Origin of the sequence: Streptomyces showdoensis, from assembly GCF_039535475.1 — a bacterium.
Taxonomy (GTDB): domain Bacteria; phylum Actinomycetota; class Actinomycetes; order Streptomycetales; family Streptomycetaceae; genus Streptomyces; species Streptomyces showdoensis.
Window position 1 is genome coordinate 83,341 of record NZ_BAAAXG010000013.1, and the last position, 21,121, is coordinate 104,461.

Annotated in this window: 14 protein-coding genes; 4 read left to right on the forward strand and 10 right to left on the reverse strand. The window is 76.3% G+C overall.

Annotated elements, in window-relative coordinates; translation table 11 throughout:
• Window positions 1–42: 42 nt before the first annotated feature.
• From ABD981_RS09420 to ABD981_RS09435, 4 genes are read left to right on the forward strand one after another with little or no spacing between them, the layout of a single operon-like run.
• Window positions 43–915 carry an enoyl-CoA hydratase gene (locus ABD981_RS09420; protein ID WP_046907592.1) on the forward strand — a complete coding sequence of 291 codons (873 nt, stop codon included), beginning with the start codon at window positions 43–45 and terminating at the stop codon, window positions 913–915.
• The gene (locus ABD981_RS09425) at window positions 915–2,084 is read left to right on the forward strand and encodes an acyl-CoA dehydrogenase family protein (protein ID WP_046907593.1); all 1,170 of its coding nucleotides are present in this window, start codon (window positions 915–917) and stop codon (window positions 2,082–2,084) included. Before ABD981_RS09420 ends, ABD981_RS09425 begins: the two co-directional genes overlap by 1 nt.
• Window positions 2,084–3,097 carry an acyl-CoA dehydrogenase family protein gene (locus ABD981_RS09430; RefSeq protein ID WP_046907594.1) on the forward strand — a complete coding sequence of 338 codons (1,014 nt, stop codon included), beginning with the start codon at window positions 2,084–2,086 and terminating at the stop codon, window positions 3,095–3,097. Before ABD981_RS09425 ends, ABD981_RS09430 begins: the two co-directional genes overlap by 1 nt.
• Window positions 3,094–4,167 (forward strand): acyl-CoA dehydrogenase family protein, encoded by a 1,074-nt coding sequence (locus tag ABD981_RS09435; protein ID WP_046907595.1) that lies wholly within the window; start codon window positions 3,094–3,096, stop codon window positions 4,165–4,167. The genes ABD981_RS09430 and ABD981_RS09435 overlap by 4 nt, the downstream gene beginning before the upstream one ends.
• A gap of 15 nt (window positions 4,168–4,182) precedes the next feature.
• Here ABD981_RS09435 and ABD981_RS09440 read toward each other — a convergent pair whose 3' ends face one another.
• The 10 genes from ABD981_RS09440 to ABD981_RS09485 form a co-directional block, all read right to left on the reverse strand.
• The gene (locus ABD981_RS09440) at window positions 4,183–6,057 is read right to left on the reverse strand and encodes a CASTOR/POLLUX-related putative ion channel (RefSeq protein ID WP_240495192.1); all 1,875 of its coding nucleotides are present in this window, start codon (window positions 6,055–6,057) and stop codon (window positions 4,183–4,185) included.
• Between the two features lie 161 nt (window positions 6,058–6,218).
• Entirely contained in the window at window positions 6,219–6,887 is a 669-nt protein-coding gene (locus ABD981_RS09445) for a 4'-phosphopantetheinyl transferase family protein (RefSeq protein WP_240495198.1), read from the reverse strand.
• Window positions 6,888–7,161: 274 nt separating this feature from the next.
• Window positions 7,162–8,451 (reverse strand): MFS transporter, encoded by a 1,290-nt coding sequence (locus ABD981_RS09450; RefSeq protein WP_046907597.1) that lies wholly within the window; start codon window positions 8,449–8,451, stop codon window positions 7,162–7,164.
• Between the two features lie 150 nt (window positions 8,452–8,601).
• Window positions 8,602–8,919, reverse strand: a complete 318-nt coding sequence (locus tag ABD981_RS09455; protein ID WP_131723857.1) for a hypothetical protein — start codon at window positions 8,917–8,919, stop codon at window positions 8,602–8,604.
• Entirely contained in the window at window positions 8,913–10,343 is a 1,431-nt protein-coding gene (locus ABD981_RS09460) for a glutamate synthase-related protein (RefSeq protein WP_240495193.1), read from the reverse strand. The genes ABD981_RS09455 and ABD981_RS09460 overlap by 7 nt, the downstream gene beginning before the upstream one ends.
• A complete protein-coding gene (locus ABD981_RS09465) occupies window positions 10,340–11,347 on the reverse strand; it encodes an asparagine synthetase A (protein WP_046907598.1) in 1,008 nt (335 codons plus the stop codon). The genes ABD981_RS09460 and ABD981_RS09465 overlap by 4 nt, the downstream gene beginning before the upstream one ends.
• A gap of 119 nt (window positions 11,348–11,466) precedes the next feature.
• The gene (locus tag ABD981_RS09470) at window positions 11,467–12,858 is read right to left on the reverse strand and encodes a methylaspartate mutase (protein ID WP_240495194.1); all 1,392 of its coding nucleotides are present in this window, start codon (window positions 12,856–12,858) and stop codon (window positions 11,467–11,469) included.
• Window positions 12,855–13,265, reverse strand: a complete 411-nt coding sequence (locus tag ABD981_RS09475; protein WP_046907599.1) for a cobalamin B12-binding domain-containing protein — start codon at window positions 13,263–13,265, stop codon at window positions 12,855–12,857. Before ABD981_RS09475 ends, ABD981_RS09470 begins: the two co-directional genes overlap by 4 nt.
• Window positions 13,266–13,439: 174 nt before the next feature.
• Window positions 13,440–13,655 carry an MbtH family protein gene (locus ABD981_RS09480; RefSeq protein ID WP_046907600.1) on the reverse strand — a complete coding sequence of 72 codons (216 nt, stop codon included), beginning with the start codon at window positions 13,653–13,655 and terminating at the stop codon, window positions 13,440–13,442.
• Window positions 13,652–20,923 carry a non-ribosomal peptide synthetase gene (locus tag ABD981_RS09485; protein WP_046907601.1) on the reverse strand — a complete coding sequence of 2,424 codons (7,272 nt, stop codon included), beginning with the start codon at window positions 20,921–20,923 and terminating at the stop codon, window positions 13,652–13,654. Before ABD981_RS09485 ends, ABD981_RS09480 begins: the two co-directional genes overlap by 4 nt.
• Window positions 20,924–21,121: the final 198 nt, after the last annotated feature.

Genomic DNA, 21,121 nt, shown 5'->3' on the forward strand with positions numbered 1-21,121 from the left:
CGCACGTTAACCTACCAAACACTTGTTAGGGAAGGAGGGCGGATGTCCGCTGCCCGCACCGCGTCCGGGTCACCCGCACGGACGGCACCTGTCCGCTATGAACGCCGGGGGCCGGTGGCCGTGGTCACCATGGACCGGCCCGAATACCGCAACGCCCAGAACTCCGCGATGACCTACGCCCTCGACCGCGCCTTCTACCGCGCCGCCGGGGAAGACGAGGTCAAGGTGGTCGTGCTCGCCGGAGCGGGGAGGCACTTCTCCGCCGGCCACGACATCGGCACCCCCGAGCGGGACGCCCACCTGCCGTTCGACCGCACGGCCGGACTCTGGTGGGACCACTCCGACAAGGCGGGGGCGGAGAGCCGCTTCGCCCGCGAGTCCGAGGTCTACCTGGGCATGTGCCGGCGCTGGCGCGAACTGCCCAAGCCCGTGATCGCCTCGGTGCAGGGCGCCTGCGTCGCCGGCGGCCTGATGCTCGCCTGGGTCTGCGACCTGATCGTCGCCGCCGAGGACGCCTTCTTCGCCGACCCCGTGGTCCGCATGGGCATCCCCGGCGTGGAGTACTTCGCCCACCCCTGGGTGATGCCCCCGCGCATCGCCAAGGAGTTCCTGTACACGGGCGACCGGATGGACGCCCGCCGCGCCTACGAGGTCGGCATGGTCAACCGGGTCGTCCCCACCGCCGAACTCGCCGAACGCACGCTGGCGTTGGCGAACCGCATCGCCGAGATGCCCCGGATGGGCCTGGCCCTGACCAAGCGCGCCGTCAACCAGGCCGAGGACCTCCAGGGCCTGCACACCGGCATGGACTCGGTCTTCGGACTGCACCACCTCGCGCACGCGCACAACGCCGAGACGGCCCCGGACTCCCTCGGCGGCATGGACATACGCTCGATGAAGGCGGCGGGAGCCTGATGGACCTGCACTTCTCACCGGCGGAGGACGCCTTCCGGGCCGAGGCCCGCGCCTGGCTCACCGCCCACGTGCCCGGCACCCCCCTGCCCTCCCTGGAGACGGAGGAGGGCTTCGCCGCCCACCGGGAGTGGGAGCGGACCCTGCACGCGGACCGCTGGTCGGTGGTCTCCTGGCCCGAGGAGTACGGCGGCCGGGGTGCCTCGATCCTCCGCTGGCTGGTCTTCGAGGAGGAGTACTACGCGGCCGGCGCCCCCGGCCGGGTCAGCCAGAACGGCATCAACCTCCTCGCCCCCACCCTCTTCGAGCACGGCACCGACGAACAGCGCGCCCGCGTGCTGCCCACCATGGCGAGCGGCGAGGTCATCTGGGCCCAGGCCTGGTCCGAGCCGGAATCGGGCTCCGACCTGGCCTCGCTGCGCTCCACGGCCCGCCGCACCGACGGCGGCTGGCTCCTGAGCGGCCAGAAGACCTGGTCGTCCCGGGCCGCCTTCGCCGACCGCGCCTTCGGCCTGTTCCGCAGCGACCCCGGCGCCGCGAAGCCGCACCAGGGCCTGACCTACCTGATGTTCCCACTGGACGCCGACGGGGTCACCGTACGGCCCATCGGGCGGCTCGACGGCAAGCCCGCCTTCGCCGAACTCTTCCTCGACGAGGTCTTCGTGCCCGACGCGGACGTGATCGGCGCGCCGGGCGAGGGCTGGCGGGTCGCCATGAGCACCGCGGGCAACGAGCGCGGGCTGACCCTGCGCAGCCCCGGCCGGTTCACCGCCGCCGCCGAGCGCCTCACCGGGCTGTGGCGGGAGAACGCCGACCCGGCCGACACCGCCCTGCGCGACCGGGTCGCCAACGCCGTCATCGGGGCCCGGGCCTACCGCCTCTTCACCTACGCCAACGCCTCACGGATCGCCGCCGGCGGCTCCATCGGCGCCGAGTCCAGCCTCAACAAGGTGTTCTGGTCCGAGCTCGACATCGCCCTCCACGAGACCGCGCTCGACCTCCTGGGACCGTACGGCGAACTGTCCGACGCGGCCGGAGAGGCTCCCGCGCACGGCGGCTGGGCCGAGGGCCACACCTTCTCCCTCGCCGGCCCCATCTACGCCGGCACCAACGAGATCCAGCGCGACATCATCGCCGAGCGCGTGCTCGGCCTGCCGAAGGGACGCCGGTGATGCGCTTCCTCCTCGACGACGAGCAGCGGGAGTTCGCCCGTTCCCTCGACGCCCTGCTCACCGCGGCGGACACCCCCCGGACCGTACGGGCCTGGGGCGCCGGGGACTCCGCGCCCGGCCGCGCGCTCTGGGCGAGGCTCGCGGAGGCGGGCGTCCTCGCCCTCGCCGTGCCGGAGCGGCACGAGGGCCTGGGCCCGCTCCCCCTCGACCTGACCGTCGCCTTCACCGAACTGGGCCGCCACGCCGTCCCCGGCCCGCTCGTGGAGACCGTCGCCGCGGCGGCCCTCCTCGACCGGCTCGACGGTGCCGCGGCCTCGACCTGGCTGCCGCAGATCGCCTCCGGGAAGGCCCTCGTCTCGCTCTGCGCGCCGGAGTTCGGCGGCCCGTACGCCCTGGACCCGGACGCCGCCGACGCCGTCCTCCTCGTCGAGGGCGACACCGTCCGCCTGGCGGAGGGCCACGGCCGCGTCCAGCCCTCGGCCGACCCCGCCCGCCGGCTCGCCCGCCCGCTCGGCGGCACCGTGCTGGCGCGGGGCCCGGCGGTCGCCGCCGCGGCCGCGCACGCCGCGGAACTCGCCGCCCTGGCCACCGCCGCCCAGTGCCTGGGCCTCGGCCGCGCCCTGCTCGACCGGACCGTCGCGTACGTGAAGCAGCGCACCCAGTTCGGGGTCGCCATCGGCTCCTTCCAGGCCGTCAAGCACCGGCTCGCCGACACGCTGATCGCCCTGGAGTTCGCGCGGCCCCTGCTCGACTCCGCCGCCCTGGCCCTGGCGGACGGAGCCGGTCACGCCGCCGCCGAGGTCGCGGCGGCGAAGGTCACGGCGGGCGAGGCCGCCTACGCCGCCGCCCGCACGGCCCTGCAGCTCCACGGCGCCGTCGGCTACACGGAGGAGCTGGACCTCGCCCTGTGGATCCGCAAGGCCCGCCCCCTCCGCGACGCCTGGGGCACCCCCGCGGCCTGCCGCGCCCGCGTCCTGGCACCCCCGCCGGCGTCGACGGGAGCGGAGGCATGAGGCTGACGGAGGAACAGCGGGAACTGCGGTCCGCGGTCCGCGCCGTGCTCGAACGCCACCCCGGTGACGCGTCCTGGCGCCCGCTGGCCGAACGGATCGGCGTCGCCGGACTCGCCGTCCCCGAGGAGTACGGCGGCGCCGGGTGCGGGGCCGTGGAGGTCGGCGTGGTGATGGAGGAGCTCGGCCGGGAGCTGAGCCCGGTTCCGTACCTCGGCTCCGCGGTCCTCGTCGTGGGCGCGCTGCTCGCCTCGGGCGACCGGGCGGCCCGCGCGCGGCTGCTGCCGGAACTGGCCTCGGGGGCCGTGGTCGGGGCCCTGGCCTGGGCCGAGCACGGTTCCTGGGACGTGTCGGCCGTACGGGCCGAGGCCGGCCCCGCCCCCGGAGGGCGCTGGCGGATCACCGGCACCAAGGAGCACGTGCTGGACGGCGCGGGAGCCGGGCTGCTGCTCGTCGCGGCCCGCTCGGCGGCCGGGGTCTCGCTCTTCGAAGTCCCCGCGGACGCCCCGGGCGTGCGCCGCGAGGCGGTGGTCACGATGGACGCCACCCGGGCCCAGGCACGCGTGGTGCTCTCCGGGGCGGAGGGCCGGCTCCTCGGCCCGGAGGGCGACGGCGAGCGGGTGCTGCGGCACGTGCTGGACCTGGCCTGCACGGCCCTCGCCGCCGAACAGGTCGGCGCCGCCGCGCGCGCCCTCGACGTCACGCTCGGCTACGCCCGGGAGCGGGTCCAGTTCGGCCGCCCCATCGGCTCCTTCCAGGCGGTCAAGCACCGCCTGGCGGACGCCTACGTCCTGGTGGAGTCGGCCCGCTCGGCCGCGCTCGGCGCCTCCTTCGCCGCCGCCGGGGGCGACCCGGAGCTGCCCCGCCTGGCGGCGGCCGCCAAGTCGGCCTGCTCGGAGGCGTTCTCGGCGGTGGCCGGCGAGATGATCCAGCTGCACGGGGGCATCGGCATCACCTGGGAACACGAGGCCCACCGCTACTTCAAGCGCGCCCACGCCTCCGCCCAGCTCTTCGGCCCCCCGTCCTGGCACCGCGCCCGCCTGGCGGCCGCCCTGGGCCTGCCGGGGGCCTGAGCGGCCGGGGCTCCCTCACGGCGGCACCGCTGTCCCGGCCCGGGCGACGACGATCAGGACGTCCTCGTGGGACCAGCGGCGGGTCCCGGTCTTCGGCGGGTTGAGGAGCGGGACCCGCGAGTCGCCGGGGCGGTAGCCGAGTGCGGTGGCGCCCTGGCGGCCGGCGGCCTCGACGAGCGTGGCGAAGGGGGCCTCGGTCCCGGCGGGGACGTAGTCGGTGGCGGGGCGCAGCCGGATCGCGTTGCCCGTGGGCGAGAACAGCTCGTCGAAGGCCGCCGCGAGTTCGGCGGTCTGCGACACCTGCGCCATGAGCAGCCCGACCAGCCGTCCGCCGACCACGAGGTCCGTGTGCGCACCGGACGGGGCGAGGCGGCGGTGCCGGACGTCGCTCAGCTCGGCGACGGTACGGACCGGACACCCCGACTCGCGCTCGGCGGCGCGCAGCCGGAGGAGGGTGACGAGGGCCTGCTCGTCGGGGTCGGGGTGCCCGTCGGGCCCGCCGAGGACGAGGACGGGGTGGGCGGGCCGGGCCGGGTCCGTGGGTGGGAGGGTCTGTTCGCGGATCGCCTCCCAGCCGTTGTGGGACAGGCCGGCGACGATCTCCGGGCCCCGCCGGTTCCAGCCCAGCACGACGACGCGGGCGGGGGCGGCGGGCGGTGCGGACTCCGCCGGTGGGCGGGGCGGGGGCGGTGGGGGCGGGGTCGTGGTCCAGGTCGGCGGGGTCCCGTCCTCGGCCAGGACGACGACGGCGTCGCCGGGGCCGAGGGCCGTGCGCGGCGGCGGGTTGAGGAGCGGCGGGCCGTCCGGGCGCACGAGGCCCACCACGCAGCCGTCCGCGCAGGCCGTCCGCAGCTCGCCGAAGGTCCGGCCGACGAGCCCGGGGACGCGGTGGACGTGCAGCTCGGCACCGGCGAAGTCGAGCAGGTCCTCCAGCACGAGCGGCAGTCCGGGTTCGAGGACGCACTGGACCAGGATCCGGGCCGCGACGCCGTCGACGTCCAGGACCACCGCGCCGGGCCCGGCGGCCTGCCGGGCGGTGGAGACGTGCCGGCTCTGCCGGACCGCCGCCACGACCCGTACCGGACGCACCTCGCCGACCACGGCCCGCAGCGCGAGCAGCGTCTTGACCACCTGGGTGTCGGCCTCGGGGGTGTCCGGCGGCAGCACCACGACCGTCCCGGCGGCGGCCGGGCCGACGCGCGCGAGGGCCGCCGGATCGGCGGGGCGGCCCCGGCGGCAGATCAGCCGCACCCGTCGGCCGCCGACGGCGGCGGCCACCGCCCGTAACTCCCGCTCCATGTCGAGCTTGTCGCGGTCGGCGAGGACGACCACGGCGCCGTGCCGCCGCTGGGCGTGCGCGGCGAGCAGTTCGGCGACGAGCGTCGGGGTCTGCTCGGACCAGCCGAGGACCAGCGAGTGACCGCGCTCCACGACCGTCGACTGGCCGCGCTGGAGCTCCGTCAGCCGGTCGGTGATGGCGGTGGTGACGAGGCCGACGAGGGTGGAGACGTACAGCAGGGACACCAGGGCGAGGAGGACGGTGAGGACGACCCGCAGCGGCGGACCGACCTCGCCGCCGAGCCGGAGGGTCTGGCCGACGGTCCGCCAGACGCTCTCCACCTTGCCCTGGACGGTGGCGGGCGAGCGGGAGTCGGTCCAGACGAGCAGGGCGCTCACCGGCGCGACCAGGGCCAGGCAGACCAGGGTCAGCCAGCCCGCGACCGTGGTCATGCCCTTCACCACGGTCCGGTCGATCCAGTACCGCGTCCGGTCGCGCAGCGGTGGCGCCGGGCGGGCCCGGTACGGGCCGGGGGCAGTCGGGGGCGGAACCGCGGCCGCGGGACGGCTCGTCCGCTGGGTCGGGACCGTGTACTCGCGCTCCTTACGCACGTCAGCAGGGTGACGGCGGCACCGGTGCGAAACGCCGTCGACGAGCGCCGTTCATCCTTTCGGGCAGGCGGCCGGGGGTCAGGCGTTCGACTCGCGCGCGCCGCCACGCTCCCCCGTGCGCCCGGGCCGCCCCGCCGGCGGACGGGGCGGCCCGGTGGGCGTCACCGGCGGACCGCCACCGCCGCCTGGTGGCCGGACGGCACGGCCACGTCGGCCAGGAGCCAGCCGGGCGGGGCGGTCGGGACCGGGCCCGAGCCGACGTACTCGGCCGAGGGGTCCGCGCCGAGCCCGACCCCGGTCCCCTTCAGGTAGGCCTCCTTCCGCGTCCACACCCGGGCGAAGGCCGCCGGGCGCAGGTCCTGGGCGAGGGCCGCCAGTTCGGCTGACTCGGCGGGGTGGAGCACCTCGGCGAGCTCGGCCACGAGGTGCGGGGCCGGGATCCGTTCGATGTCCACGCCGACCGGGGTGGTCGCGACGGCGATCAGGCTCAACCCCTCGCAGTGGGAGAGCGAGAAGTGCAGCCGCCCGTCCGGGAGCACCGGCCGCCCGTGCGGCTCGCCGCAGCAGGGGCAGGGCGCCCGCTCCACCGTGACGCCGCGCGGTGCGACGCCGAGGTGGGCGCCGAGCAGCCGGCGCAGGCCCACGTGCGCGCACAGGTACGTGGCGCGGTCGCCCGGCCGCCGGAACTCCCCGGCCCGCGCCAGCTCCTCCGCGTCGAGCACGAGCGAGGCGTACCGGGCCGCGCTGTCCTCGTGCACCTCGGTGGCGACCAGCCAGAGCTGCGGACGGGCCGCCCGGGGGCCGGGCGGCAGCACCGGCGCCGAGGGCAGCGGCGGGAGCGGGGACGGGCGGAGGAGGGAGGAGGAGGCGGTGCGTTCGACGGAGGGTGCGGATCGGTCGGGAGCCGGGACGTACAGGGTGGTCGCCGGTACGGACGAGGCGGCCGAGGGTACGGACAGGGCGGCCGGGGCCACGGACAGGACCGCGGCGGGTGCGGACGGGGCGGCAGGGGAAGCGGACCGTGCGGGCGCCGGGGCGTGGAGCCCGGGGCCGGGTGCGTGCGGGGTCGGCGGGGGTGCGGGGGTCTGCGGGGTCATGTCTGCCTCACACGGACGTGGCGGTGGTCTCCGGCGCGGTGCGGATGCGGTCCTCGGTGCGCGGCTCGGCGGCCTTCCCCCGGGCGGCGGCGCGCAGCGCGACGCCCGCGGCGATCGGGGAGACCAGGGCGAGGCCGGCGCACATCAGCCAGGTGCCGGTCACCCCGAGGTGCAGCGAGACCGGGGTGAAGACGGCGAGCGAGAGCGGTGCCGCGCCGATCCCGGACAGCGCGAAGGTCGACATCGCGGCGCCCATCCGGCCCTCGGGCACCGCCTGCTGATAGGCCGTGACCAGCGCCGGACCGTTGAGGCCCGAGAGCAGGCCGACGACGGCCGCCGCCCCGGCGAGCAGTCCGGGCGAGGGCACGAGGGCCATCGCGCCCATGCCGAGGGCCAGACCGGTGCCCGTCACGACCAGCTTGAGGTGGGTCGGGATGCGGTGGGCCAGCGCGGCGCCGAGCGCGGCCGAGGCGAGCGCCCCCGCGCTGAAGGCGGCGAGGACGAACGCCACCGCGCCCACGCCCCAGCCCTGGTCGGCGGCGCGCAGCGGCAGCGCGACCTCGGCCGGCCACAGGAACGCCAGGTCCATCGCGAAGCAGGCCACGAACATCCAGCGCAGCCGCGGGTGGGCGGCGAGCAGGCGGAAGCCGTCGCCGGAGCGGCGCAGCAGCGACGGGCCGCCCGGCGCGGCGGCCTCGGGCCGCTTCATGCCGTGCGTGACGTGCGCGGCGCAGCCGAGCCAGAGGGCGCAGCCGACGGCGGCGGCCGTCATCGCGACGGGCAGTCCGCCGACCACCACGAGCCAGGCACCGAGCGGGGAGCCCGCGATGGGGGCGAGGCGCAGCACCATGGAGAAGAGGGAGTTGGCGCGCCCGAGGTGCTCCTGGGGTGCCAGATGGGGCAGCAGGACGCCGGAGGCCGGGCCGGTGAGGCCGAGCAGGACGCCGTCGACGAGGGCGATGACGATCAGCGGCCACAGGGTGTGGGTGGTGGCGGTGACGACGGTGCCCGCGGCCAGGACCAGGACGCGGACGCTGGTGGCGCGCAGCAGGAGGGCGCGCGGGCCGAGGAGGTCGGTCAGGGCGCCGCCGAAGAGGAGCAGCAGGGCGCGGGGCAGGGTGGCCGCGAGGGTCACGGCGGTGACGGCGCCTCGGCCGCCGAGCTGGACGGCGGTCCAGCTCATGGCGATGAGGAGCGCGAAACTGCCCGCCTGTACGGCGGCCTGACCGACGACGAGGCTGCTGATGCGGCGCCAGTCGACGGCGGGGGCGGGCGGATCGGCGAGGGGCGTGGCCATGGGATCGGCTTTCTGTGGGCGGGAGGGCTGCTGCGTGCGGGTGGGGCTGCTGCGTACGGGGGGGCTGCTGCGTACGGGGGGCTGCTGCGTACGGAGGGCTGCTGCCTGCTGGAGGGGAGCGGGCCGCCGGCGGAGTGGGTCGGCGTTCGGTCAGGTGCGGGGGCGGAGCCGGATGCGGGTGGCCGGGGGTGCGCCGTGGAGGGTGGCCGCCACCGCGAGGGCCACTGCGCGGTCGGTTGCCCGGCGCAGGACCCGGGGGGCGAGGCCCCGGGGCGCGCGGAGTTCGACGTGCCCGCCGAGGTAGCCGCGGCCGGCCTCGCCGAGGGCGCGCTGCGCGGTGCGGCGGGCGGTGCCCTCGACCCCGTACGGCAGGCGGCCGGGGGCGCCGACGGTGACGCCGGGGGTCTCCCGCACCGAGAACCGGGCGTGCACGGTGCGGGAGGCGCCGCGCCGGGGCGGCCTCAACACGGGACCGCTCCCTGAGCCGGGTCCCAGAGGTCGTCCGGGGCCAGGGCGGCGGGCGCGTACTTGCCGAGGGCGCTGACGAGCAGCCGGAGTTCGAGGGCGAGGGCCTCGACGAGGCGTTCCAGGCCGTGCTCGGGGTCCTCGTCGACGGCGACGAGGGCGGCCCGGCCGAGGCCGACCGCGGTGGCCCCGAGGGCGAGGGCGCGGACGGCCCGGCCGCCCTCCCACACGCCGCCGCTGGCGAGGAGGCAGCCCCCGGGCCGGCCGATCCGGCGCAGGCACTCGGCGAGGGGCAGGCCGACCTGGTCCAGGAACACCCCGGGTGCCCAGCCGGTGCCGCCCTCGGCTCCGTCGACGGTGACGGCGTCCGCCCCGGCGGCCCAGGCGGTGCGGGCGGCCCGCTCGATGTCGCGGCCGGGGTGGAACTTCACCCAGGTCCGCGCCTTGGGGAAGTTGTTGCGCATGAAGCGGAGCTGCTGGCGGAGGATCTCCTCGGTGAAGGTGCCGGGGGTCGCGCAGCGGAGCAGCCGGGGGGCGTCCTCGCCGAAGACCTCGCGGACCGTGAAGCGGCGGGCGAGCTGTTCGGCCTCGGCGCGGCCGACGACGGTCATGCCGCCGAGGCCGGGCTTGGCGCCCTGGCCGGTCTTCAGCTCGAAGGCGAGCCGGCCGGTCTCCAGGAGCGGGCGGAAGGCGGGGTCGCTGTAGAGGAGGTTCCAGACCTCGGAGTCGGCGTCCTCGGTGGACTGCTGGACGACGATGCCTCCGACGCCGTCGGGCGCCGCCTCCAGATAGGCCTCGACGCGGGCGCGCAGGGCGGAGCGGGTCGCGTCGCCGGCCTTGCGGTAGCCGTGGACGGGGACCATGTTCTCGCCGATGACCATGGGGATGCCGAGGCGGGCGGCCTGCCGGCTCGCGTGGACGGCGAGGTCGCCGCTGCCGGCCCGGGTGGAGCCGAAGGCGGAGAGGTAGAGCGGCAGCCGGGCGGTGAAGCCGCCGACCCGCGCGGTGAGGTCGACGTCGCCGAACTCGGGCTCGCGGGCGAGGTCGATGAGCTTCTCCAGGCGCTCCGGCATGAAGACCGGCGGGACGATCCGCAGCCGGTCCAGGGCGTCCCCGGTGTGCCCGGCGGCCGGGCCGTGGAGGTGGGCGCCGTAGGTGCCGGGGTCCGGGAAGACGGCGGCGGCTCCGGTCCTGGCCCGCGCCCGCACCTGTGCCTCGGGAAAGCCGGGGGCGGAGAGGCCGGACGGCCCTGACCGCGGGGACGGAGCCGACGTCGAGGAGGGGGCGGACGGGGCGGACGGTGCGGACGGGGCCGGGGCCGTGAGCGGGGCGGGCTCCGTCGGCGGGAGGGGCGCGGCGAAGCCGTCCACGGGCTGTGCGGCGGGAACGGCCGGCATGGCCGGGGCGGCCGGGATCGTCATCGTCACGGGGTCACCACTCCGGGGAGCTTCGGGTAGGCGCTGACCTGCCAGAGGGCGTCGAAGCCGGTGAGGAAGCGGACCAGGCGCTGGAGCCCCATGCCGAAGCCGGCGCTGGCCGGGATGCCCTCGCGGGCCTCCTTCAGGTACCAGGCGTACTTGGCGGGGTTCTCGCCGCTCTCCCGCATCCGGGTGACGAGGGTGGCGTAGTCGGCCTCGCGCTCGCTGCCGGAGACCAGCTCGCCGTAGCCGTGCGGGGCGATCAGGTCGAAGTTGCGGAGCACGCCGGGGCGTTCGGGGTCCTCGCGGTCGTAGAAGCCGCGCGAGCCCTTGGGGTAGTCGTCGACGAAGAAGGGGCGGTCGCTCTCCAGGGAGAGGATGCGCTCGCCGGTCCAGTCGATCTCGCCGTCCGGGTTCTGCGGGTGGCCGAGGGACAGCAGCCGGGAGACGGCCTCGTCGTGCGTGCGCACGTCGTACTTCCCGGCGCGGATGTCCGCGAAGTCGGCCTCCATGCGGCCGAGTCCGGTGAGGACCTCGGGAATCGTGGTCCAGACGTGCTCGGTGACGTGGGAGAGCAGCCCGGCGGCGATCTCCTGGGCCTCCTCGCGGCCCGCGTCGGCGATCTCGACGTCGATCTGGTGGAACTCGACCAGGTGCCGGCCGGTGGTGGCGGTCTCCTCGGGCTCCACGCGGACGTTGGGGGCGACGTAGAAGAGGCGGGGGAAGCCGCGCAGGGACGCCTGCTTGTAGAGGATGGCGCTGGTCATGAGCTTGTACGGGTGCCCGTAGTAGTCGACGTCGAGGGCCTTGGCCCCACGGCCGCCCGGGTCGGTGACGGGTCCGACGAGCGGCGGGAGCAGCTCGGTGAACCCCTGTCCGCGCAGGTAGTCGCGGGCGCCCTGGAGGGCCTCCTGCTGGACGAGCATGGCGGCCCGCAGCTCGGGCGAGCGCAGGTGCTCGCCGAGCGGGGGCGGGGTGGGCGGGGCGGCGGCGAAGGGCGCGGGCTGGTCCATGGCGGGGCTCCTGATCTCGTACGGGAGGGGCGGGTGTGCGGGCTGTGCGGGGCGGCGTACGGAGCGCGTACGCGGGGTGTGGGCGGCGGGCCCGTTCGGGCGGGCGGGGTCGGGGCGGGTCAGACGGTCAGCTCGGGCGCGGCGACGCGGCCGGGTCCCGTGTCGCGGCGTCCGGCTCGGCCGGACCGGGCGGCGTCGTCGTGGTGCCGCGCCCCGTCCCGGCGCCGGTCCTGCTCCCCGTCCCCGTCCCGGTCCCGGTCGTAGCGGTCCGCGACGTGCTGGAGGGCGGTGAGCAGTCCCGACGAGGTGAACGGGGCCGCGTCCGCGCCCGTGTCGGGGCGCAGGGGCATGGCGCCGGTGCGGGCCCAGCGGAGGCGTCCGGCAGGGTCGATGAAGCCGAGCGAACGGCCGGCGTTGTCGGGGTGGAGGCAGAGGGGCACGTCCAGCAGGCCGCGGGCGAAGGCGGCCGGCAGGGCGCGGGAGAGCTCGGGGTGGAGGCCGAGCACGGTCTCGACGAGGGTGCGGGCCTCCTGGTAGATCTCGCCGTCCTCGGGGGCCGTGTCCGGGGCGGGGGCGCCCGCGAGCGCGGCGGCCGCGGCCGCGGTCTCCAGGGCGCGGACGTTCTCGTCGACGGTCGGGATCCGGTGGGCCTCGGCGGCGGTCTTGACGATGAGGCGCCCGGCTCCGGAGCGGACGGCGAGGCGGGCGGACGCCTCCAGGAGCCGGAGGGCGCCGCTCTCGGTGCGGGGGTAGACGCCCATGTACGTGTAGAGGACGACGTGGTGCTCGACGCCGGCCGGCAGGAACTCGGCGGCGAGCCGGTGCAGGGCCCGCAGCGCCTCCTCGTCCTGGGCGGCGTCGGTCTGCTGGGCGTAGCTGAGGGAGACGCTGCGCAGCCCGTGCCGGGCGAAGAAGAGGCACTCCAGGACGCTCATGGCGACGAGCAGGCCGGGCGGGCACAGCTGGCCGAGGAGGCAGCCGCCGAAGCTCTCCAGGTGCGGGGTGCCCGGGCTGAGTTCGGTGAGGAGTTCACAGGCGCGGACCCAGGCCGCGACGGACTCCCGCAGCGGGGTGCGGCCGTAGGGCAGGCAGTACGAGACGGGACCGCCCTCGGTCGCGTCGAGGCCCGCGGCGGTGAGGGCGCGCACGATGGCCTCGGGGCGGGCGGAGCCGTGCCTGACCTGGACCGGGAAGCCGGGTCCGCGCAGCCCGTCCAGGACGGCGCGGGTGGTGTCCGGGGAGTGGGCGGCGATCGGGTAGCCGTTGAGGCGGGTGCCGTCGGCGACGGCGGCGCGGGCGGCGTCGAGGGCGCCGACGCGGGTGTAGCTGTCGACGGTGAGGGTGCCGACCGTGTGGGCGGTGGCCGCGCGGGTGCGGGCGAGGCCGGTCCTCATGAGGTCCGGGTCGCCGAAGCCCATGCGGGGCTGGACGACGAGCCGGCCGGCGGCGGAGGCCGCGGCGACGAAGGCCCCGAAGCCGGAGCCGGCGGGGACGGTGGCGGCGGCGGTCACGCCGGGACCTCCGTGCGGGCTCGGACGGCGAGAAAGGCGCGCAGGGCGTCGAGGTCGTCGCCGAGGACCGCGTCGCAGCCGGCGTCCAGGAGGCTCCGGACCTCCTCGTCCTGGCGGCGTCCGACGACGCCGAGCTTGCCGCCGAGCACCACGGGCAGTGCGGCGAGGGCGGGTTCGGCGCGGAGCGCGCGGACGGCGTCGAGGCCGTCGCGGTAGCCGTGCCCGTTGACGCTGCTGAGCACCACCGTGTCGGGGGCGTGCCGCAGGCAGGCGTCGGCGAGCAGTCCGGCATCGACGCAGGGGCCGAGGCCGACGACCTCGTGGCCGTGCTCCTCCAGGAAGAGCCGGAGGTACACGAGATTCCACGTATGGGAATCCGAGGCGGTTCCGCTCAAGAGAATCTTCATGTCTGAAGAGTAATTTTCCGCAGGCTCCGGAAGGGGAAGTCGGAGCGGCAGCAACGACCGGCACTTTCGCGTGCGGAAATGGCCTGGAAAAGGGAACGGAAAAGGCGCCGCGCCCCGCTTCGGATGCGGGGCGCGGCGCCTGCTGGGAGGTGCCGGGATCGTGCTCGTGCGGGGTCAGGCGTACTGGGCGACGAGGCTCCGCGGGCGGATGTCGGTCCAGTTCACCGTGATGAACTCCAGGGCTTCACCCCGCTCACCGGGGCCCCAGAGGCTGGTCCAGCCGGCCGGCACGGCGGCGAAGGACGGCCACAGGGCGTGCTGGCCCTCCTCGTTGACGACGACGTGGAAGGTGCCCTCGGCGTTGTCGAACGGGTTGATGGAATCGCTCATGACTGGGTCCTCATTTCCTTCTTCTGGAGGGCGGAGAGCTTCTCCGCGAGAATGCTGCCGATGTGTGCGAGTGGTTCCGGTTCGGTCATCTGGAGATGACCGCATTCGATGGTGTGGTTCTCGATGATTCCTTCGGTGAAGGGAATCCAGGTCGCGGCGAGAACGCCTTCCGGTTCGGCCGGCCTGCGGGCGGTGAAGAACAGGAGGTCGGTGTCGGCGACGCCGGGGACGTGCCGGGCCATGAGACCGGCGTGGGTCTCGGAGGCGCGGAGCACGGCACGGAGTTCGGAGCCGGTGAAGCCGGCGAGGACGGGGTCCTCGCGGCGGATCCGCTCCATCGCCTCGGCGAGGTCGGCGGGCGGCTCGGCCGCGGCGCGCTCCTCGGGCGGCAGGACGGAGACGCTGCCGGGTCCGGTCTGGTGGACGTCCATGAGCGCGAGGAGTTCGACCCGCTCCCCCGCCTCGCGGAGCCGTACGGCGACGGTGTGGGCGACCAGGCCGCCGAAGGACCAGCCGAGCAGCCGGTACGGGCCCCAGGGCTGGACGGAGCGGATCCGCTCCAGGTAGGCGTCGGCCATCTCCTCGACGCTGCCGGGCCGGTGGCCGGGGTCGCTGAGCGAGCGGGCCTGGAGGGCGTAGAGCGGCTGGTCGTCGCCGAGGTGCCGGGCGAGGCCGGCGTAGGCCCAGCCGACGCCGGTGCCGGGGTGGACGCAGAACAGCGGGCGGCGGGTGCCGCGGGTGCTGAGCGGGAGCAGCACCCCGAGGGCGGAGGCGTCGCCGTCGGCGCCGGAGTCCTCGTGCGAGCCGAGGAGTCCGGCCGGGGTGGGCGTGCGGAAGAGGTCGCGGACGGTGCGTTCGACGCCGAGGACGGTGCGCATCCGGTTGACGAGCCGGACGCCGAGCAGGGAGTGCCCGCCGAGGGTGAAGAAGTTGTCGTCGATGCCGGCTTCGGGGACGTCGAGGATCTCGGCGAAGAGGGCGCAGAGGACCTCCTCGCGGGCGTTGCGCGGGGCCCGGCCGCCGGGATCGGCGGCGGGCCGGTGCGGGGCCGGCAGGGCGGCACGGTCGGGCTTGCCGTTGACGGTGAGCGGCAGGGCGTCGAGGACGACGACCGCCGACGGCACCAGGTGCTCCGGGAGCAGGGCGCGGGCCTCGGCGAGGAGTTCGGCCTCGGTGACGGCGTCGCCCGCGCGGGGGACCACGTATCCGACGAGGCTCTTGTCGCCGGGCCGGTCCTCGCGGACGACGGCGAGGGCCTGGCCGACCGCCGGGTGGGCGGCGAGCACCCGCTCGACCTCGCCGGGTTCGATGCGCACGCCCCGGAGCTTGATCTGACCGTCCGCCCGGCCGAGGAAGCGGAGTTCGCCGCCGGGGGTCCACAGCACGCGGTCGCCGGTGCGGTACATGCGGCTGCCGTCGCCCTCGAAGGGGTCGGGGACGAACCGCTCGGCGGTGAGGCCCGGGCGCCCGACGTAGCCCCGCGCGACGTGTCCGCCCGCGACGTACAGCTCGCCGGGGACGCCGGGCGGGACGGGGCGCAGGTGCGCGTCCAGGACGTGGCTGCGGGTGTTGTCCATGGGCCGCCCGAGGTGGAGTCCGGCGCCGCGCAGGACGCGGCCCTCGCCGGGCTTCGTGGTGAACCACTGGTTGTGCGAGGCGAAGGTGGTCTCGGTGGGGCCGTAGGAGTGCACGAGGACGGTGTCCGGGCAGTGCGTGAGCACCCGCTGGACTGCGGCCGGGGAGGCCACGTCGCCGCCGGTCCACACCTCGCGCAGCAGGCCCAGGGTGTCGAGCCCCTCGTCGGCCATGACGTGGAAGAGGCCGACGGTGAAGTACGCGGTGGTGACGCCGTGGCGGCGGACGGCACGGGCGGTCTCGTCGAGGTCGGTGCCGTCGCCGGCCAGCAGGACGAGGCTGCCGCCGCCGAGGAGCGGGGCCCAGATCTCGAAGACGGAGGCGTCGAAGCCGGTCGCGGAGTGCACGAGCATGCGCCGGTCGGGGCCGAGGGAGAGGTCGCGGTCGGCGGCGAGCTCGACGACGTTGCGGTGGGTGACGCCGACGCCCTTGGGCCGACCGGTGGAGCCCGAGGTGAACATGACGTACATCAGGTCGTCGTCGGAGGCCTCGGTGAGCGGGGCGTCCGGGGTGGCGGCGGCCTCGCCTCCGTCCGCCGCGTCGACGCGCAGCACGGGCGTGCCCTCCGGCGGGGTGTGGGCGCGGTCGGTGGCGACGAGCCGGGCCCCGGAGTCCTCCAGCATCAGCCGGATCCGCGCCTGCGGCAGCCGGGGGTCGAGCGGCAGGTAGGCGGCGCCGGTCTTGAGGGCGGCGAGGGCGGTCACGATCAGCGGGACGCCCCGGCCCAGCAGGACGCCGACGGTGTCGCCGCGGCGGACCCCGGCGGCGCGCAGCCGGGCGGCGAGCGCGTCGGCGCGGGCGTCGAGACCGGCGTACGTGAGGGTCTCGTCGTCGGTGAGGAGGGCGGGCGCGTCGGGGGTGCGGGCGGCGCGTCGGGCGATCAGGCCGTGGACGGTGCCGCGTTCGGGCAGGACGGTGGCGGTGTCGTTGTAGTCGGCGACGAGCCGGAAGCGGTCGGCTTCGGTGAGCAGGGGCAGTTCCCCGATCCGTACCCCGGGGTCGGCGGCCGCGGCGCGCAGGGTGCGCTCCAGGTGGGCGGCGAGCAGGGCGGCGGTGGAGGCGTCGAACAGGTCGGTGGCGTACTCCAGTCCGCCGGCGAGGCCGGCGGGCCGGCCGGCCGCGTCGCGCCGTTCGTCGAGGGCGAAGGTGAGGTCGAACTTGGTGGTGACGGTGGTGAGGAGGCCCGGCCCGTCCTCGCGGAAGAGGCGCGCGGCGGTGTCCGCGCCGGGGACGCCCCGCGTGTAGTCGTGGTGGAGCTGGACGACGATCTGGGCGAGCGGGTGGTGGGCGGTGGTGCGGACCGGGTTGAGGTCCTCGACGACCCGGTCGAAGGGGAGTTCCTGGTGGGCGTAGGCGGCCAGGTCGGTGTGCCGGACCCGGTCGAGGAGCTCGGTGAAGGCGGGGTCGCCGGAGGTGTCGGTGCGCAGCACGAGGGTGTTGACGAAGAAGCCGACGAGTCCGCCGAGGAGTTCGTCGTCGCGGCCTGCGGTCATGGTCGCGAGCGGCAGGTCGGTGCCCGCGCCGTGCCGGGTGAGGACGGCGGCGAGGGCGGCCTGGAGGACCATGAAGAGGGTGGCGCCGTTGTCCCGGGCCAGCTTCTCCAGGGCCTCGTGGGTGGCGGCGTCGACGGTGACGGGGGCGCGGTCGCCGCGGTGGCTCGCCTCGGCGGGCCGGGGGCGGGCGGCGGGCAGTTCGACGGCGGCGGGGGCGCCGGCGAGGGCGGTGCGCCAGTGGTCGCGGTGGGCGTCGGCGGCGGGGCCCGCCAGGAGCTCGTGCTGCCAGAGGGTGTAGTCGGCGTACTGGACGGGCAGCGGCTCCCACGCGGGGGCCCGGCCCTCGGCGCGGGCCCGGTAGGCGCCGGCGAGGTCGGCGAGGAGCGGTCCGGTGGACCAGCCGTCGGCGGCGATGTGGTGGACGAGCAGGACGAGCACCTGTCCGTGTCCTGCGTCGGCGCCGTCTCCGGCACCGTGCCCGGGTCCGGCCCCGGCGCCGTGCCCGGATCCCTCTCCGGCACCGGCGCCGTCGCCCTCGGGGCCGAGCAGCGTGGCCCGCAGCGGGGTCTCCTCGGCGAGGTCGAAGACGTGTCCCGCGGCCTCGGCGACGGCGGCGGCGAGCCGGTCGGCGGGGACGGTGCGGTGGTCGAGGGCGGGCCGGACGCCGGTCAGGATCTCCTGGTGGGGTTCGCCGTCGACGGCGCGGTAGCGGGTGCGGAGCACCTCGTGCCGGTCGGACAGGTCGGCGAGGGCGTCGGCGAGCACGGCGGGGTCGAGGGGCTCGGCGGGGTGCAGGACGAGCGGGATGTTGTAGGCGGCGCTGGGGCCTTCGAGGGTGTCGATGAACCAGAGCCTGCGCTGGGCGTACGAGAGGGGGATCCGGTCGGGCCGGTCGGCGCGCGGGGCGGGCCGGGGGCGGGCGGGCGCGGCGGCCGGGGCGCCGTCGGACGTGCCGTCGGAGGCGGTGGCGGACGCGGCGGCGGCGATGCGGCGGGCGAGGGCCTCGGGGGTCGGCGCGAGCAGCAGGTCGCGGACCTGGATGTCGGCGCCGAGGCGGGCGCGGATCCGGTTGGCGAGGCGGACGCCGCTCATGGAGTGCCCGCCGACGGTGAAGAAGCCTTCGTGCGGGCCGACCTGGTCGAGCCCGAGGACCTCGGCGAACATCGCGCACAGGGTGGCGACGAGCTCGGCGTCGACGACGCCCTCGGCCGTCCTGGCGTCCTCGGCGCTCCCGCCGTCCGCGGCGGCCGGACCGCTCTCGTGGGCGCGGGCCCGGCGCTCGTCCAGGGCGGGGCGGGCGTCGGCGGGGACGAGGGCCTCGTCCCGTACCGGCCGGCCGGGGTCGTCGGCGGCGGTGCGCAGGGCGCGTTCGAAGGCGGTGAGGAGGAGCCGGGGCACCTGCTCGTCGGCGAAGACGTCCTGGGCGTACTCCAGGCCGAGGCGGAGTCCGGCGGGGGCGCCGTCGGCGTCGCGGGTGTCGACGCAGGCGGCGGTGAGGTCGAACTTGGTGGTGGCGGGGGCGTCCTCCTCGGCGAAGCTGCCGGTGACCGGGCCGAACGGGAAGGCGCCCTGGCCGGGTCCGGTGGCGTTCAGGGTGAGCATCACCTGGAAGAGGGGGTGGACGCCGGGGTGCCGGGGCGGGTTGAGGTGTTCGACGAGCAGGTCGAAGGGGATCCGCTGGTGGGCGAAGGCGCCCAGGTCGGTGTCGCGGACGCGGTCGAGGAGCTCGGTGAAGGCGGGGTCGCCCGAGGTGTCGGTGGGCAGCACCAGGGTGTTGACGAAGAAGCCGACGAGTTCGTCGAGGGCCTCGTCGTCGCGGCCGGCGACGGGGGTGCCGAGGGCGACGGAGTCCCCCGCGCCGGTCGCGCGCAGGGCCAGTGCGAGGGCGGCCTGCACGACCATGAGCAGGCTGGCGTCGTGCCGTTCGGCGAGGCGGACGAGGCGGGCGTGGACGTCCGCGTCGAGGGCGGTCGCCAGCAGGGCGCCGGCGTGGTCGCGGACGGCGGGCCGGGGGCGGTCGAGCGGCAGGGCGGTGACGGCGGGCTGTCCGGCGAGGGCGGTGCGCCAGTGGGCCAGGCCCTGGGCGAGGACGGAGTCGGGGTCGTCGGCGTCGCCGAGGACGTCGTGCTGCCAGAGGGTGTAGTCGGCGTACTGGACGGGCAGCGGCTCCCACGTGGGCGCGCGGCCCCCGGCGCGGGCCGTGTAGGCGCGGGCGAGGTCGGTCATCAGCGGGGTGAGCGACCAGCCGTCCCCGGCGACGTGGTGGAGCAGGATCGCGAGGGTGGCCCCGGGGGCACCGTCGTCGGGGACGAACAGGGCGACGCGCAGCGGCAGTTCGCGGGAGAGGTCGAAGGTCTCGGCGGTGAACCGCGCGACCAGGGCGGGGAGTTCCGCCGAGGGGGCGTCGACGGTGCGGAGCCGGACCGCGGCGGGGGCGAGGATGTGCTGGTAGGGCTCGTCCTCGGGGGCGAGGAAGACGGTGCGGAGCACCTCGTGCCGCTCGGCGAGGTCGGCGACGGCGGCGGCGAGCGCGGCCCGGTCGGGAGCCGCGTCCAGGTGCAGGACGATCGGCATGTTGTAGGCGCCGGACGGCCCGTCGAGCTGGTCGAGCAGCCACAGGCGCCGCTGGGCGTGCGAGAGCGGGACCCGGTCCTCGGCCGGCAGCGGCTCCTCGTGGACGACGGGCAGCCGGGGGTCGGTGGTCCGCAGCACCTTGCGGTTGATCTTGCCGGAGCTGGTGCGGGGCAGCGCGACGACGACGGAGACGGCGGGGACGGCCGCGGCGGGCATCCGGTCCCGTACGTGGCTGCGCAGTTCCTCGGCGCCGGTGCCGCCGTCGGTGACGACGAAGGCGACCAGCCGCTTGACGCCCTCGGCGTCCTGCTGGGCGACGACGGCGGCCTCCCGGACGGCGGGGTGGCCGGCGAGGACGGAGTCGACTGCGGCGGGGTCGATGCGCTGGCCGCCGATCTTCACCTCGTCGTCGAGGCGCCCGTGGTAGAGGATCTGCCGGTCCTCGCCGAGGGTGACGAGGTCGCCGGTCCGGTAGGCGCGTTCGCCGTCGAGCTCGGTGAAGCGGCGGGCGTTCAGCTCGGGCCGGTGCAGATAGCCCCGGGTGAGGCCGCCGCCGAGGAGCCACAGCTCGCCGCCGACGATCGCCGCCCGCACGCCCGGCAGCGGACGCCCGATCGGCACCGGCCGCCCGGCCTCGTGCCGGGTGAGGTCGGCGACGGTGGCGACGACGGTCGTCTCGGTCGGCCCGTACGCGTTGAGCAGCCGTACGGAGTCGCCGACGAGCCCGCGCCACTGGCCGATCCGCTCGGGCAGGGCCGCCTCGCCGTAGATGATGACGGTCCGCAGGCAGTCGGGGAGCCGGACGGAACCGGTGGTGAGGACGTAGACCAGCTCGTGCCAGTAGGCGGCGGGCAGGTCGAGGAGGGTGACGCCGTGCCGGGCGCAGCCGGCGAGGAGCTCGGCGACGTCGAGCATGTCGTCGGTGCGCAGCACGAGGGTGCCGCCGGCGCCGAGGGTCGCGAAGACCTCCTGGACGCTGGCGTCGAAGTGCAGCGGGCTGAACTGGAGGACGACGGAGTCGGCGTCGATGCCGTACGCGGGGACGGCGCCGGCGATGAAGTGGGCGAGGGCGTCGTGGGGGACGACGACGCCGTTGGGGACGCCGGTGGAACCGGACGTGTAGATGACGTAGGCGGCGCCCGCGTCGGCGCCGGGCCCGCCGAGGACGAGTTCGCCGTGGCGGGCCACCTCGGACGGGGCGGGGGCGGCGGTGCCGCAGGCGTCGCCGAGGATGGCCTCGTTGCGGGCGTCGGGCGCCTGGACGTCCAGCGGCAGGTAGGCGGCGCCGGTGGCGAGGACCGCGAGCAGACCGACGATCGCGTCGATGCCGCGCGGCCGGTGCAGGGCGACGAGCCGGCCGGGACCGGCCCCGTCGGCGGCGAGCAGGGCGGCCCGCTCGCGGACGGCGGCGCCGAGCTCGGCGTACGTCAGTCGCGCCTCGGCGTGGACGAGGGCGACCGCGTCGGGACGGGTGCGCTCCTGCCGGGCGATCAGGTCGAGCACGGGCGGGGCGGGGGCGGGAGAGGGTCCGCCGTCGAGCAGGTCTTCCGTTCTGCTGGGGGCCATGCTGACTTCCTCCGGGGGCTGGGGCCGAGAGACCGGGGCGAACGGTTCCTCTCGCCTCCGTGCCGTCCACGCTAGGTGCGCGCGGGGCGCTCCCGGGGCAGTAGACGCGGCAGCTCCGGGCGGCAGAAGTGCCGCCCGGAGCTGCCGGTGCGCGGGGATGCCACGGGGTGGGTGGCGCCCGGTGTCCCCGGACCTCGT